The sequence below is a fragment of the Amycolatopsis orientalis genome (assembly GCF_000943515.2).
GTDB classification, from domain to species: domain Bacteria; phylum Actinomycetota; class Actinomycetes; order Mycobacteriales; family Pseudonocardiaceae; genus Amycolatopsis; species Amycolatopsis orientalis.
Genome location: NZ_CP016174.1, coordinates 2240826 through 2256201 on the forward strand (window position 1 = coordinate 2240826; position 15376 = coordinate 2256201).

A 15376-nucleotide genomic window follows, 5' to 3' on the forward strand; every position below is an offset into this window, starting at 1 on the left:
ATGTGTGGAATCACCGGCTGGGTCGCCTTCGACAGCGACCTCACCACGACCGTGCCCGTCATCGAGGCGATGACGGAGACACTGAGCGACCGCGGCCCGGACGCGGGCGGGATCTGGATCCGCACCCATGTCGCGCTGGGGCACCGCCGCCTGGCGGTCATCGACCTGCCAGGAGGGACACAGCCGATGGAGGCCCGGGCCCCGTCCGGGACCGTCGCGCTCACGTTTTCCGGCGAGGTCTACAACTTCCAGGACCTGCGCGCCGAACTCGAGGGCCGGGGGCACCGGTTCACCACCCGCGGCGACACCGAAGTAGTGCTGCGGGGCTACCTGGAGTGGGGCGAGGCGGTCGCCGAGCGACTCAACGGCATGTACGCCTTCGGGTTGTGGGACGAGCGCCACGGCAAGCTGGTGCTGATCCGCGACCGGGTCGGCGTGAAGCCGCTCTACTACCACCGCACCTCCGACGGGGTGTTGTTCGGCTCCGAGCCGAAGGCGATCCTCGCCAATCCGCGTTTCCCGCGCGTGGTGGACACCGGCGGCCTGCGTGAGCTGGTCGGCTTCACCAAGGCCCCCGGCTGGTCACTGTGGAAGGACATGCACGAGGTCGAGCCGGGGACCGTCGTGACGGTGTCCCGTGCGGGCATCCGGCACGCCACCTACTGGCGGCTGGAGACCGCGCCGCACACCGACGACCTCGCGACCACCGTGGAGAAGGTCGGCGAGTTGTTCGGAGACGCGGTGCGGCGGCAGACGGTGTCCGACGTGCCGCAGTGCGTCCTGCTTTCCGGCGGTCTGGACTCCAGCGCCGTCACCGCGCTCGCCGCCGCTGAACTGCGCATGCGTGGGGAGAAGGCCCGCACGTTCTCGGTGGATTTCGCCGGGTACGAGGAGAATTTCCGCCCGGACGAATTGCGGGAGACGCCGGACTCGCCGTACGTCCGTGAGGTCGCGGCGCATGTCGGCTCGCTGCATCGAGACATCGTGCTCGACTCTCGTACCCTGGCCGATCCCGCCCTGCGGCGCGCGGTCGTCGCGGCGCGGGACATGCCGATCGGGCTCGGTGACATCGATTCCTCCATGTACCTGTTGTTCCAGGCGATCCGGGCCGAGTGCACGGTGGCGCTGTCGGGCGAGTTCGCCGACGAATTGTTCGGCGGGTATGCCTGGTTCCATCACCCGGCGGCCCGCGACGCCGACACCTTCCCCTGGCTGGCGTTCAGCAACGCCTACACCGGCGATCGGACCGAAATGCTGCGACCCGAACTCGGCCGAGACCTGGACATCGGCACCTACGTCGCCGACGAATACCGCACCGCCGTCGCCGCCATCGACCATCTCGACACCGAGGACGCCCTGGAGCGCCGGATGCGCCGCAGCAGTCATCTGCACGTGACGAGGCTGGTGCGCGCGATGCTCGACCGCAAGGACCGGATGTCCATGGCCGTCGGGCTGGAGGTGCGGGTGCCCTTCGCCGATCACCGCCTCATCGAGTACGTCTACAACGCGCCATGGTCGATGAAAGCCGAGGGCGGCCGGGAAAAGAGCCTGCTGCGCGGCGCGGTCGCCGGCTTGCTGCCCCGTGTGGTCGTCGAGCGCGTCAAGAGCCCGTATCCGTCCACACAGGACACGGGTTACGCCGAAGCGTTGCAACGGCAGGCGAACGACGTGCTCGCCGAAGCCGGGCATCCGCTGTTCGAGATCTTCGACGCGGGGTGGGTCCGCGGCGCGGCCGCCCTGGCACCCGCCGCGGTCACCGGCAGGCTGCGCACCGGCCTCGAACGGGTACTGGATCTCTACCACTGGTTCGACCTCTACCGACCCGAGCTCCGGCTCGGCTGAATCGTTGCCGGACAAGGAGAATGTGATGACCACAACCGGACCGCTCGTGCTCGGAGACGATTTCGTCCAAGATGCGCACAGCGTCGGAGCGAAGTTACGGGATAGCGCACCGATCCGCCCTGTCGTGCTGCCCAGCGGTATGCCCGTCTGGCTGGTGACAGGGTACGAGGAAGCCAGAGCCGTCGCGGCCGATCCTCGCTTCAGCAGCCACCGCGTATACGACCGGATGCATCGGATGGCATTGGGCGATGACGAGGAGAGCCCGTTCTCCGAGGACTTCGCGATGAACCTGCTCAACCTGGATCCACCGGACCACACCCGGCTGCGCAAACTGGTCGCGAGGACGTTCACCGGCCGGACCGTCGAGTCGCTGCGACCGCGTGTCGAGCAGATCGCGGACGAGTTGCTCGACGCGATGATGGGCCGCGATTCAGTGGAACTGCTGGAGTCCTACGCCTACCCGCTGCCGATCCGGGTCATCACCGAACTGCTGGGGGTGCCGTTCGAGGACCACGACGAGTTCACAGCGTGGTCGAAGACGATGGTCGACGGCGGAGCGACCGAGGAGGCAGGCGCGGCGACCATGCGGATGGCGGGTTACCTGCACTCGTTGGTCGCGGCCAAGCGCGAGAATCCCGGCGACGACCTGCTTTCCCAGCTCGTGCACGAAGGTGAGGACGGCGAACGGCTTTCCTCGTCGGAGTTGATCGCGGTGTCCGTCGTCCTGCTCATCGGCGGTTTCGAGACCACGGTGAACCTGATCAGTGGCGGTGTCCTCAGCCTGTCCCGGAACCCCGGTCAGCTCGCGCTGCTGCGGGCGGACCGAAGCCTGATGCCGACCGCGATCGAGGAGTTCCTGAGGCACGAGACCCCGAACATCCTGTCTTCACCCCGCTACACCACCGAAGAGGTCGAGATCGCCGGTGTGGTGATCCCGGCGGGCGGCTTCGTCATGGTGTCGTGGCTGGCCGCCAACCGAGACCCGGCCCGCTTCGCTGCCCCGGACCGGCTCGACATCACCCGGCCACGAGGTGGTCACCTCGCGTTCGGACACGGAATTCATTTCTGCCTCGGGGCACCGCTGGCCCGGATGGAGGGCGAGATCGCCTTCGGGCGCTTGCTGGACCGGTTCGCCGACATCGAGGTGCTCTCCGCCGTGGAGGATCTGCGCTGGCGTGACAGCACGGCCATGCACGGTCTCGAATCGCTGGTGCTGAGGCTGCGATGACCGACGACTTCACACCGTGGCCGCCTGAATTCGCCCAGCGCTATCGGGCACGGGGATACTGGCGGGACCGCACCCTCGGCACGCTGCTCGACGATGGTGTGCGTCGGTGGCCCACCCGGACGGCGGTCGTCGACGGTGACCGCCGCTGGACTTATGCCGAACTGAACGAGAAGGCGATCCGGCTCGCCGCCGGCCTCCGCGCCCGCGGGATCGGGCATGGCGACCGGGTACTGGTGCACCTGCCCAACCTGGCCGAGTTCCTGTCGCTGATGTTCGCGCTGTTCCGGAACGGCGCGATCCCGGTACTCGCGCTGCCACCGCATCGACGGACCGAAATCGTGCATCTCGCCCGGCTCGCGACCCCGGTGGCTTATGTCGTGGCCTCCGAATTCCGGGACCTGGCGCACGCAGTCCCGGAGATCGAGCACGTGTTCGTCGTCGGCGAGCCAGGCGAGTTCACCGCACTGGACGACGTGGCGGACGAGGGGGATCCGGGCCCCGGACCCGGGCCGGACGACGTCGCCGTGCTGCTGCTGTCCGGTGGCACGACGGGACTTCCCAAGCTGATCCCGCGTACTCACAACGACTACGAATTCAATCTGCGGGCGAGTGCCAAGCTGTGCGGTTTCGACAGCGATACGCGTTACCTGGCGGCCCTGCCGATGGCACACAACTTCCCCCTCGCCTGTCCCGGCGTCTTGGGAACCTTGTCGGCCGGGGGAACGGTCGTGTTGTGCGCGGACGCGGACCCACGGACGGCGTTCCCGCTGATCGAGGCGGAGCGTGTCACCGCGACGGCTCTCGTACCTCCGCTGGTACTGGTGTGGCTTGACGCGGCCGAGGAGTCCGAAGAAGCGACAGCGGATATTTCGAGCCTGAACCTCCTCCAAGCGGGCGGTGCCCGGCTCAAGGCTGAAGCCGCGCGCCGGGTCGGTCCGGTGTTGGACTGTGTCCTTCAGCAGGTCTACGGCATGGCCGAGGGGCTGCTGAACTACACGCGCTTCCGCGATCCGGAAGCCATCGTCAACGAAACGCAGGGCAGGCCGCTCTGCATGGACGACGAGGTGCGGATCGTGACCGCGGACGACGAGCCGGTCCCCGCGGGCGCTTCCGGCGAACTGCTCGTCCGGGGTCCGTACACCATTCGCGGCTATTACAGGGCCGCAGAGCACAACGCAGCCGCGTTCACCGCCGACGGTTTCTACCGCAGCGGGGATCTCGTCCGCCGACTGCCGAGCGGGGAGCTCGTCGTCGAGGGCCGGGTCAAGGACGTGATCAACCGCGGCGGCGACAAGATCCCCGTCGAAGAGGTGGAGAACCTCCTGTTGTGTCATCCTGCCGTGCACGACGTCGCGGTCGTCGGAATCCCCGACGACGTGATGGGCGAACGCAGCTGTGCCTTCGTGATCGCGCGCGGCACGTCACCCACCCGCAAGGAACTCCTGGCACATTTGCGCGAACACGGTGTCGCGGCTTTCAAACTGCCCGACAAGGTCCGCGTCCTGAAGTCGTTCCCCCGTACCGCCGTCGGCAAAGTCGACCGCGAATCCTTGTCCACACTGGAGATCCGATCGTGACCGTGAACCGTTCCCACCTCCGTCCAGGCCGGATCTCGCCGCGAGATCTCCCGCAGCTGCTCGCCGGTCTCCTCGACCTGTCCGGCGAGACCATCGGTGAGCACGAGAACCTGATCGAGCTGGGGCTGGATTCGATCACCATGATGAGGCTGGCCGGAGCCTGGCGAAAGGCGGGTGCAAGCGTCACCTTCGCCGATCTTGTCGCCACGCCGACGCTCGCCGCGTGGAGTGCCCTGCTGGCCGTCGACACCGGCCAGACCACCCGAGCGGAAGCGGAAATCGACGAGACCGCGCCGTTCGCGTTGGCGCTGATGCAGCACGCCTACTGGGTCGGCCGCGCGCCGGGGCAGCGGGTCGGCGGCGTCGACGCGCACTTCTACCACGAGTTCGACGGCGCCGAGGTCGACCCGCAGCGGCTGGAGAACGCCGTACGAGCGGTGTTCGCCCGGCACACGATGCTGCGTGTGGCCGTACTGGACGACGGGACCCAGCGCGTGCTCGACGAAACTCCGTGGCCGGGGCTGCGCGTCCACCCTTGGACGGATCAGTCCACACTGGACGCACGCCGTACCTCGCTTTCACACCGCAGGATGGACGTCGCCTCCGGTGAGGTCTTCGACGTTCAGCTTTCGCTGCTGCCGGAGGGCCGCACGCGGGTGCACGTCAACCTGGACATGATCGCGGCGGATGCGCTGAGCCTGCGCGTCCTGCTCGCCGACCTCTCCCGCGCCTACGCGGGAGAGACACTGCCTCCCTTGAGCTACAGCTATCCCCGCTACCTGGCCGAGCGGGGGCACGACGGCAAGGAGACGGCGCGGGACCACTGGGCGGCCCGGCTGCCGACGCTGCCCGGAGCTCCTCGGCTTCCGGTCGCGGAGTCGGACGGTGAGCCCACCGTGGTGCGGCGCCATCGCCGGCTCGGGCCATCGATGGTGCGAGCGGTCGAGCGTTCGGCACGACGGCACGGGCTCACCACCGCGATGGCACTGGCCGCGGTGTTCGCCGAGACGCTGACCGCCTGGAGCGCCGAACCGCGCTTCCTGCTCAACCTGCCGCTGTTCGACCGCGAACCCCTGCACGACGAGGTCGACTCGCTGGTGGGTGACTTCACCTCGTCGGTACTGCTGGAATGGGACGGGGCCGCTCCCGGCCACTTCGCCGACCGCGCGTCCCTGCTGCAGCAGCGGTTCCACGCCGACGTGGCGCACACCGCCTACTCCGGCGTCGAGGTGCTGCGCGATCTTTCCCGCCTGCACGGCGAGCAGATCCTCGCTCCCGTCGTCTACACCAGCGCACTCGGCCTCGGCGAACTGTTCGCCCCCGAGGTCACCGGAGCCTTCGGCGAGCCCGCGTGGATCATTTCCCAGGGTCCGCAGGTGTGGCTGGACGCGCAAGTGACCGAACTCGACGGCGGCCTTCTGGTGAACTGGGACGTCCGCGAGGACGTCTTCCCGCCAGGGGTGCCGGACGCCATGTTCGCCGCCTACTGCGCGCTGCTCGACCGGCTCATCGAAGACGAAGCCGCCTGGTCGGAGCCGGTGGACCTGGTCCCGCGAGCGCACTTGCTCGTGCGTGCCGAGGTCAACGACACGACTGTCGTCCGGCGGCCACGGACCCTGCACGATTCGTTCTTCGCCCACGCCGCCGCGTGCCCCGACGCGCCGGCCTTGTTCGCCGAGGAGGGATCCACGACCTACGGTGAACTCGCTGCGCGGGCGCTGCGGGTCGCCGGGCATCTGATCGCCAAGGGCGCCGGGCGCGGCCATCTGGTGGCGGTCTCGCTGCCACAGGGCCCGGACCAGGTGGCCGCCGTCCTCGGTGTGCTCGCCGCGGGCGCGGCGTACCTGCCGCTGGGCGTGGACCAGCCCGTCGCACGCCGTGAGCGCATCCTGGAGACCGCCGGGGTGAGCCTGGTGCTGGACGACCTCGAACCGGTCGAGTGGATCCGGCCACTCTCGGAACCCGTATGCGGCAACGCTTCCGCGCTCGCCTACGTCATTTACACCTCCGGGTCGACCGGTGAGCCCAAGGGGGTGGAGATCACTCATGCGGCGGCGGTCAACACCGTCGACGCCCTCAATCACCGCTTCGGGATGGCCGCGGACGACCGGACGCTGGCGCTGTCCTCTGTGGACTTCGACCTGTCGGTCTACGACCTGTTCGGTCCGCTTTCGGCCGGCGGCGCCGTGGTGTGCGTCCGCGATTCCGGCCGTCGCGACGCCTCCGCGTGGGTCGGCCTGCTGACCTGGTATCGGGCCACCGTGCTCAACTGTGCCCCCGCGCTGCTCGACATGGTGCTGACCGTCGCGGACGGACCGCTGCCGCTGCGCGTGGTGCTGCTCGGTGGTGACAAGATCCCCGTCGACCTGCCCAGGAGGCTGGCGAAGTACGCGCCGGACTGCCGTTTCGCCGGGCTGGGCGGCACCACCGAGACCGCCATCCACTCCACGGTCTGCGAGGTCGACGTCGTCGATCCACAGTGGACTTGTGTGCCTTATGGCATGCCTTTGGACAATGTCCGGTGCCGTGTGGTCGATCCGCTCGGTCGTGACCGGCCGGACCGGGTTCCCGGAGAACTGTGGATCGGCGGCGCGGGTGTCGCACGCGGCTATCGAGGTGATCCCTTGCGCACCAAGGAGAAGTTCGTCGAGTTCGCGGGCACGCGCTGGTACCGGACCGGTGACCGCGTGCGGTACACACCCGAAGGATGCCTGGAGTTCCTCGGCCGCGACGACCATCAGGTCAAGATCCGTGGCCATCGCGTCGAACTCGGCGAGGTCGAGGCGGCGCTGATCGCGCACCCCTCCGTCACCGCCGCCGCGGTGGTCCTGACCACCGGAGGCAGGCTGGCCGCGGCGGTGACCGGGACGGCGGACCCTTCGTCGCTGAAGGACTTCCTGATCGACCGGTTGCCGATGCCGATGCGGCCCGAAGTCGTCGCGGTGCTGCCGTCGCTGCCGCTCACTCCGAACGGCAAAATCGATCGTGCGCTGCTTTCCCGCACGCTGGACGATCATCACGATGGCGAACGGATGTCGATCACCGCACCCGTCGGCGAGGTCGAACGTTCGGTCGCGGCCGTGTGGTCGGAGGTGTTGCAAGGCCGCGAAGTCGGGCGCGAGCACGACTTCTTCGCCCTCGGCGGCGATTCATTGCTGGCGACCAGGTTGATCGGCAAGCTGCGGACGGCCGGGCTGTCCGGTGTGTCGCTGAGCGATCTGTTCGCCCGGCCTGTGCTGGCCGATTTCGCCGCCGGGCTCACACTGTCCTCAGTGGACGGCGCCTGCTTCGCGCTCGTGGCCGACCCAGCAAAGCGGTACGAACCGTTTCCGCCGACGGAAGTCCAGCGTGCGTACTGGCTCGGCCGCGACGAAGGCTTCACCCTCGGCGGAGTCGGGTGCCATTTCTACCGCGAGTACGACGTCGACGATTTGGACCTTCCCCGGCTCGAGGCCGCCGTGAACCGGCTCGTCCGGCGGCACGAGATGTTGCGGGCCGTCTTCGACGAACGCGGTGATCAGCGGGTGCTGCCCGAAGTGCCGTGGTTCCGGGTGGAGCTGATCGACGGTGGATTCGACGAACTCCGCGACACGACCTCGCATACCGTGTTCGATCCGGCCGAATGGCCGTTGTTCACCGTGCGCGCGGCCCGTTCGGGCAGGCGGACCAGGCTGGCCATCGGTATGGACAATCTCGTGCTCGACGCGCTGAGCATCCTGATCTTCTATGCCGAACTCGCTTCGCTGTACGAAAACCCGGACCTCGAACTCCCGGCGATCGGGGTGTCGTTCCGTGACTACGTGCTCGGCGTCGAACGTGCCGGGACGGCCGAAGCCGAGGCCTATTGGAGTCGGCTGCTGCCGGACCTTCCGCCGGCGCCGCGGCTCCCGCTGGCCAAGGATCCGGCGGAGGTGACCGCTCCCCGGTTCGAGCGGCGCTTCGCGCGCGTCGAGCCCGCAAGGTGGCGCGTGATCGTGGATCGGGCCAGGGAGCACGGGCTGACGCCGTCCGCCGTGCTGCTGACCGCGTTCGCCGAGGTACTCGGCCGGTGGAGCGCCCGGACGGAGCTGACCCTGAACATCACGCTGTTCGACCGCAAGGAGGTCCATCCGGACATCGACCGGGTACTGGGCGACTTCACGTCGCTGCTGCTGGTCGCCTACCGGCCCGGCCCGGACGGCGGCTGGCTCGACCGGGTGCGCCAGGTCCAGGAGGAGCTGTGGGGGGCGCTGGACCATCGCGACGTCTCGGCCGTCTGGGTGCTGCGGGAACTGGCCCGGGCAGGCGGGGACCCGGACACGACCATGCCGGTGGTGTTCACCAGCGCCCTGGGCGTCTCGGCGGACCCGCCCGAGGACAGCACGCTCTTCGCCGACAACGTATGGGGTGTCTCCCAGACACCGCAGGTGTGGCTCGATCACCAGGTCACTGAGGTCGACGGCGGTGTCCACCTGAACTGGGACGCGGTCGAAGAGCTGTTCCCGCCAGGCCTGCTGGACGACATGTTCGAGGCCTATGTGTCGCTGGTGGACCGGCTCGCCGTAATCCCTTGGCAGGAACCGGTCCCGGATCTTCTGCCCTCCCGGCAGCGGGAGGTGCGCGCCGCGGTGAACGCGACCGCGGGCCCGGTGCCCGAGGGCGCGCTGCACAGCGAGTTCTTCCGCCTGGCCGCCGAATCGCCGGACCGGGTCGCGGTCGTCGGCGCGCTGACCTACGGCGAACTCGCCGACCGGGCGCTGCGGCTGGCGGCCCTGCTGGGAACGCGGGGAGTGAAGCCCGGTGACACGGTGGCGATCTCGCTGCCCAAGGGACCGGACCAGCTGGTGGCGGTGTTCGGGGTGCTCGCCGCCGGATGCACCTACGTGCCGATCGGGATCGACCAGCCACCCGCCCGCCGGGACCGGGTGCTCGCCCTGGCGGGAACCTGCCTGGTCGTCACCGCCGAACTGCTCACCACGAGAGCGGACCCGTTACCCGCCTGCCTGCCTCCGGCCGATCTCGCGTACGTCATCTTCACATCCGGCTCGACCGGCGAGCCCAAGGGCGTCGAGACCACCCACCGGGCGGCGCTGAACACGATCGCCGACATCAACGAGCGCTTCGCCGTCGGCCCCGAGGACCGGGTGCTGGCCGTGTCCGCGCTCGACTTCGACCTGTCGGTGTACGACATCTTCGGTCCGCTGTCGGTCGGTGGGGCCGTCGTCACGATCGAGGAGGACGACCGCCGTGACGCGCACCGCTGGCGCGAGCTGGTCACCGCGCACGGCGTTACCATCTGGAACACCGTCCCAGCGCTGCTCGACATGCTCCTCACCGCCACCAGTGAGGCCCTGCCGCTGCGAGTCGTGCTGGTGTCCGGCGATTGGGTCGGGCTCGACCTTCCGGGACGTCTGGCCGCGTCCGCGCCGGACTGCCGGTTCATCGCGCTCGGCGGAGCCACGGAGGCGGCGATCTGGTCGAACTGGTTCGAAGTCGGTCGGATCGACCCCGCCTGGACTTCGATTCCCTACGGAACGCCGCTGCGCAACCAGCGGTTCCGCGTCGTGGACGACCTCGGCCGGGATTGCCCGGACTGGGTCACCGGCGAACTGTGGATCGGAGGTGACGGCGTCGCGGAAGGCTACCGGGGCGCGCCCGAACTGACGGCCGCCCGCTTCGTCGACGATCGGCGGGGGGAGCGCTGGTACCGCACCGGAGACCTCGGGCGTTCTTGGCCGGACGGCACTTTGGAGTTCCTCGGCCGGGCCGACCAGCAGGTGAAGATCCGCGGCCACCGCGTCGAACTCGGCGAAATCGAAGCAGCGCTCGAATCCGCGCCGGGGGTCCGTCGCGCGGCCGCCGCCGTGACCGCCGAACGCAGGCTGGTCGCCGCCGTGGTGACCAGCGCTCCCGGTGACCGGATCCGGTCTCACGTCGCGACGCTCTTGCCCGCCCACATGCTCCCGGAACGGGTGGCCGAGGTGGCGAGCCTGCCGCTCACCGCCAACGGCAAGGTCGACCGCGCCGCGATCGCGACGCTCGCCCGGCCCGGGGATCATGACGATTCACCGGCGCCCACGGGTGCGGTGGAAATGGCGATCGGCCAGATCTGGGCCGGGGTGCTTCACCTCGACCATGTCGGCCGTGACCGGAACTTCTTCAGCCTCGGTGGGGACAGCCTTCGTGCTACGAGGCTCATCGCGGAGCTACGGACCATGCTCGGCGTGACCCCGACCTTCTCCGCGCTGTTCGCCGCGCCGACGGTCGAGGGCGTCGCGCGCGCCGTCTCCGCTCAGGTCACGCTCGACGCGGAAATGGAAGAAAGGATGGTTTGAGTGCGGCCCGGCTGGTCCGACTGCGGGAAACAGCGTGACGAAAGGGCGATCCGGTGCGCTCTTCGGGCATGGATCGCTGTGGAGTGGAGAGCTGTCCGATACCGTCCGACCATCGAAGGTCTCGCGCCTTCCTGCTTTGCGGTACGCGCGTCGGTCGGAAGGAAGATTCGGACGATGAATCTCGGACAGAATGAAGTCGGTTTGTTTCCCGGCCAAGGAGCCTACCGCCCCGGCACACTCGCCGAGTCATGGGAGCGTGGCGAGGAAACGGTGCGCGAGGTGTTCGACACCATCGACGAGGTCTATCGATTCCGCACCGGCCGCACGGTCAGTTCGGTGGTATTCGCTCCAGAGGCGCCTTCGCTCGCGGAAATGCTCGAGCGCCATCCCGACGAACTCCAGTTGGCCATTTATGGTGTCTCCGTCACCGCTCATCGCCTGCGCGCGACCCAGGGCACCAGTCCGGATTTGTTGGTAGGGCACAGTTTCGGCGAGATCGCGGCCCTGGTGGCATCGGGAGCCTACTCGGTGGCCGACGGTGCCTCGATCGTCTGCGATCGAGGCGATGTCCTGCGTTCGTTCGCCGCGGAAGGGGCGATGCTGGCCTTACGGTGCGGTAAGGCCAGGAGCGAACTCTTGCTTTCGCTCCTGGGAAGGCCGGGGTTGGCTCTCGCGGTCGACAACGCCGCCGAGCAGACTGTGCTGTCCGGGCCTTCGGCAGAGCTGGCCACCGCACGTGCGGTGGCGGAAGCGATCGGAATCGGCGTCAGCGAGGTTTCGTCCCCTTACGGATTCCACAATGATGCTCTCGTGCCGGCGGGACGGGCGCTGGCCGGGAAAATCGCCGAGTACAAGACGGCACCATTCACCACACCGGTCCACTCTCCGATCCTCGGCCGCCGGTACCGCGATGACGATGACCTCGCCACTTTGCTGGGGCTCCATCTGTCTCATCCGGTCCTTTTCCGTGAAACGCTGTTGGGCCTCTATCACGAGGGAAGACGGTATTTCGTGGAACTGGGCGCGGGTGACACGCTCACCAAACTGGTCCGTGCCGCCTTTCCGCTCGCGTCCGCGGTGACCACTTTGGTGAACATCGAGCAGCCCGCTCCGGTTCCTCGACCGCGGCTGCCGATTCCGGTGACGGCTCAGGCCGGGATGCCGGTGCCGAAGCCGCGCCAGGGTCGGCACGAAGTCCTCTCCCGCCTGCAGGAGCTGTATGCGGAGGCTCTGGAGTATCCGGTCGAAGTACTGACCGAGGACGCCGCCTTGGAGGCGGACCTCGGGGTCGACTCGATGCGCCAGACGGAGTTGCTGACCAAGGCCAGGATGCTGTTCGACCTGCCCGCGCCGGCGCCGGGGTTCCGCAGTACCGATCTGGATACCCTCGCCAAGGTCACCGACTACGTGACGAGTGGCAGTAGATGATTCCTCCGGAGGGGGAGCTACGGGGCCTTGTGGCCCTGGTGACCGGTGGCGCGGGAGGGGTCGGCTCCGCTGTCGTGGACCTGCTCGCGCGCCGGGGGGCGGTGGTTTATCTCAACTGCTTCCACTCCTTTCAGCGAGGCAAAGAGATCGTCGGGCGGTTGACGGCGGAGGGGCTGGACGTCCGGCTCGCGCGCGGTTCGGTGGCCAAGGACGAGCACGTCGGACGGATCGTGGACGAAATCGGGGCGGCCGAAGGACGTCTCGACATCCTGGTCAACAACGCCGCCCTCGGAATCTTCGGCACCGCGGCGGGGATCAGCGAGGAGGATTTCGACCGTGCCCTCACGATGAACGTCAAAGCCCCGCTGCGCTGCGTGCAGCGGGCACGGTCGCTGCTGGCCGCGAGCGGCCGGGCCAGCGTGGTCAACGTGTCTTCGGTGGGTGCTCGCTCGGTGATGCGGGACTATCTCGCGATCGGAGTGACCAAGGCGGCGCTCGAGGCGATGACCCGGTACCTCGCGGTGGAACTGGGGCCGGCCGGAATCCGGGTCAACACCGCCTCCGGTGGGCTGCTGGACACCGCGGGCGGCCGGATGTTCCCAGATTTTCCCGAATTCGCCTCGGCGATGCGTTCGCGGACACCACTGGGCGGCAGGCTCGGCAAGGCCGACGAGCTCGCGGAGCTGATCGCCTTTCTCGCCTCACCCCGTTCCCGATGGATCACCGGGCAGACGATCAGCGCCGACGGCGGCGCCGACCTGGTCTGCGGTCCGCTGCCGGGGCAGGGCACCGAAACCTGGGCGACGCCGCAAAGTCCTCCACTTCCGATGGAACCGTCGGAGGTCGAAGCAAGCACCGAAGACCCGGTCGTCGTCGTGGGGATGGGGATGGCGGTTCCCGGTGCGTCGAGTCCGGACGAGTTCTGGGACGTGCTGGTCGAAGGGCCGAAGCTCTTCACCGAAGCCACTCCGGATCGGTGGGTGACCGCCGCGTTCAGCCCGGATCGCGAGGACGTGCCCGACAAGGGAAAACAACCTGTATCCGGGCTCATCACCGGCTTCCGTCCGCATCCCCGGCTCGCGGCCGAGGCACCGGACGATACGGCGACCGACTACAGCGTCCTGTGGTTGCGGCACAGCCTGTATCAGGCTCTCGAGCACACCAGCATCGGTCCGAGCGACAGCGTCGCCTTTTGCGTCGGGCTCACCGCGGACGGCAGCCAGCACCTGTCCGAGACGCAGGTCGTGTCCGCGGTGCGGGAAGCGCTCGGCGGACCACACGCGAAAGGCTTGACCGCCGAGGAGAAAGGCCGGGTGGAGCGCAGTGTCCTCGACCGGTTCCGGCGTGGCGGTGGCGAGGCCGGACGGTCGTTGCCGCATTCCATCGCCAAGGAGGCGATCGAGGGGATTCTTCCCGGCGACTCCGCCGTGCATGTGGTGGACACCGCTTGTTCGTCGTCGTTGTACGCCTTGGACCGCGCCATCCGGGAGCTGACCTCCGGGCGCTGCGACGTCGCCGTATGCGGTGGCTCGGCGGTCATGCAGGTCACCAACATGGTCGCCTTCTCGAAGATGGGCGGCCTCTCGCCCACCGGCGAAGTCCGTTCGCTGGACGAAAAAGCCAACGGTGTGCTGTTCTCCGACGGCGCGGGCCTGGTGGTCCTGAAGAAACTGTCCCGGGCACTGGCCGACGGCGACACGGTTCTCGGCGTCGTCCGTGGAGTGGGTCTCTCCGCGGATGGCAAGGGTAAAGCCATCAACGCACCCGCCACCACGGGCCAGGTCATGGCGGCCCGGCGAGCGCTGGCCAAGGCCGGTGCCCGCCCGGGCGAGGTCGACGTCGTCATCGCCCACGCGACCGGTACCCCCGCGGGGGACACCGCCGAACTGCTCGGTCTCGCGGAGGTGTACGCGGCCGACAGGCCGGTCACCGTCGTGTCCAACAAGTCCGTCATCGGGCACACCGGCTGGCCCGCCGGTGTGGTGTCGTTGATCCATCTCCTGTTGTGCTTGCGTCACGACCGGATTCCGCCGCAACACCGATTCGAACGCCTGCCCGCCCGGGTTTCGGAGCGGACATCGATGATCGAGGTGCCGCGACAGATCGCGGACTGGCGGCCACGGCCCGGTGATCGGGCGCGGACCGGCGCGGTGGCCGCCTTCGGCTTCGGCGGTACGAACGCGACGGCCGTGGTTTCGGAATACCTGCCCGCGCGGTGGCGACCGCGTGCCACCGCCCCGGAGCCCGCCCGGGCCGAGCCCCTGGTGGTGATCGGCTGGTCGGCGTGTGAGCCGGCCGACGGCGAGACATCTTTCGGCTCGGTCTATCCGGTTCACCCGATAGCCGGGGTCGCGCTGCCGCCACCGATGATGAGGCGGATCGACCGGGCGCAGCTGCTGGCACTCGAATGCATGTCGCGGCTGCCGGAGCCGGTGCGGGAACTGTGTGCGCGACACAGCGACCACACCGGGGTCGTGTTCGGGGTCATGGGCCAGACCTCCGCGATGCACGGCGCCCAACTGAGAGTCCATTTCGACGACATCCGCGCCGCGGTGGGCGAGGAAGCCTCGCCCGCGGTGGCGGACTTCCTCGACAAGATGTGGTCGGAGGTGGACCGCACCTGGCCCGCGATCAGCGCGGACACCCAGCCAGGGGTGATGCCGAACGTGATCGCTTCACGGATCGCCAACCAGTTCGATCTGCGGGGCCTGAACCTGGTGGTCGACGCGGGAGAGGCGTCCCTGTTGCGGTCCTTCGAAACCGCCGCCCGGTTCCTCGAGGTGGGTGACCTGGAGCTGGCCTTGGTCGGGGGAGTGAGCGCCAACCCGCACCCGGCGTGGATCCGATCACTCCGGAACCGGTCGTCGGAACAGACGGACGAGGCCGAAGGCGCCTACCTCTTCGCCGTCACGTCGTCGCAGAAGGCCCGGGAATGGTCTCTTCCCGCGCTCGCTCACATCGAACCTTGACGCAGATCGCTGGGAGAC

Annotated in this window: 6 protein-coding genes; all 6 read left to right on the forward strand. The window is 68.6% G+C overall.

The features are described from left to right. The 6 genes from asnB (at position 1) to SD37_RS10200 (ending at position 15358) form a co-directional block, all read left to right on the forward strand. Positions 1 to 1842, forward strand: a complete 1842-nt coding sequence (asnB, locus tag SD37_RS10175; RefSeq protein WP_044850982.1) for an asparagine synthase (glutamine-hydrolyzing) — start codon at positions 1 to 3, stop codon at positions 1840 to 1842. 25 nt (positions 1843 to 1867) lie between these two features. Further along, entirely contained in the window at positions 1868 to 3070 is a 1203-nt protein-coding gene (locus SD37_RS10180) for a cytochrome P450 family protein (protein ID WP_044850983.1), read from the forward strand. After that, the gene (locus tag SD37_RS10185; protein WP_044850984.1) at positions 3067 to 4647 is read left to right on the forward strand and encodes a (2,3-dihydroxybenzoyl)adenylate synthase; all 1581 of its coding nucleotides are present in this window, start codon (positions 3067 to 3069) and stop codon (positions 4645 to 4647) included. The genes SD37_RS10180 and SD37_RS10185 overlap by 4 nt, the downstream gene beginning before the upstream one ends. Continuing rightward, positions 4644 to 10961: a non-ribosomal peptide synthetase gene (locus tag SD37_RS10190; RefSeq protein ID WP_236725317.1), complete on the forward strand. Its 6318-nt coding sequence runs from the start codon at positions 4644 to 4646 to the stop codon at positions 10959 to 10961. Before SD37_RS10185 ends, SD37_RS10190 begins: the two co-directional genes overlap by 4 nt. A 174-nt stretch (positions 10962 to 11135) precedes the next feature. Further along, positions 11136 to 12389 (forward strand): acyltransferase domain-containing protein, encoded by a 1254-nt coding sequence (locus SD37_RS10195; RefSeq protein WP_044850985.1) that lies wholly within the window; start codon positions 11136 to 11138, stop codon positions 12387 to 12389. Continuing rightward, a complete protein-coding gene (locus tag SD37_RS10200; protein ID WP_083254920.1) occupies positions 12386 to 15358 on the forward strand; it encodes an SDR family oxidoreductase in 2973 nt (990 codons plus the stop codon). The genes SD37_RS10195 and SD37_RS10200 overlap by 4 nt, the downstream gene beginning before the upstream one ends. Positions 15359 to 15376: the final 18 nt, after the last annotated feature.

What these genes read in the sequence shown, in the direction of transcription:
- asnB (WP_044850982.1), top strand. Translation starts at nt 1, where the DNA reads ATGTGTGGAATCACCGGCTGGGTCGCCTTCGACAGCGACCTCACCACG.
- SD37_RS10180 (WP_044850983.1), top strand. Translation starts at nt 1,868, where the DNA reads ATGACCACAACCGGACCGCTCGTGCTCGGAGACGATTTCGTCCAAGAT.
- SD37_RS10185 (WP_044850984.1), top strand. Translation starts at nt 3,067, where the DNA reads ATGACCGACGACTTCACACCGTGGCCGCCTGAATTCGCCCAGCGCTAT.
- SD37_RS10195 (WP_044850985.1), top strand. Translation starts at nt 11,136, where the DNA reads ATGAATCTCGGACAGAATGAAGTCGGTTTGTTTCCCGGCCAAGGAGCC.
- SD37_RS10200 (WP_083254920.1), top strand. Translation starts at nt 12,386, where the DNA reads ATGATTCCTCCGGAGGGGGAGCTACGGGGCCTTGTGGCCCTGGTGACC.